Origin of the sequence: Bartonella queenslandensis AUST/NH15, from assembly GCF_000312585.1 — a bacterium.
GTDB classification, from domain to species: domain Bacteria; phylum Pseudomonadota; class Alphaproteobacteria; order Rhizobiales; family Rhizobiaceae; genus Bartonella; species Bartonella queenslandensis_A.
On the sequence record NZ_HE998294.1, the window covers coordinates 1 to 604 of the forward strand.

Below are 604 nucleotides of genomic sequence, written 5' to 3' on the forward strand. Positions count from 1 at the left end.
AAAGATTCTCAAATTTTTGCATAGCGCATTGATATTATTCAAATTTGGTGAGCGCGCAGGGATTCGAACCCTGGACCTACTGATTAAAAGTCAGTTGCTCTACCAGCTGAGCTACGCGCTCTCACACAAGCTATTTAGTTTTCAGACTATCTAATTTGCAGAAAGTGAAGGGAACATACGGTTGACTTTTTCATTTGGGTCAACACCTTTTAAAAAAAATNTTATATTTTTTCAGTTATCAATAATTTTCCGTTTCTCCTTACTCCCCTTTCCTCGTGACTGTATAAGTTGCTCTTTAGATCTTCTCTTTGAAATCTCGATAAAAAATAATCTAACTAGAAAATATCTCATAGATTCGAATTGCTAAAATTATAAAACAAAACTCCCCTCTTCCTCCACACATAGCCTGTTGAGCATCACGGGTAGAGCAGAAAAAATACTTCCTACTATGGCTTATTTTTTATATCTTTATATTTTAGTTTTCAAATATGAATTAGAGATTCATAATATAAAATATTGATTTATAATAATTTATTATTCTTACTCGAGTAAGAAAGCTGAATATCGTAATATTTTTCGTTTCAAATTCCTTACATCCCTTTTA

The 604-nt window shown here is 31.8% G+C and carries 1 tRNA gene; it reads right to left on the minus strand.

What is annotated here, in order from left to right:
* Positions 1 to 45: 45 nt before the first annotated feature.
* Positions 46 to 121 (minus strand) — tRNA-Lys (locus tag BN338_RS10240).
* Positions 122 to 604 lie beyond the last annotated feature (483 nt).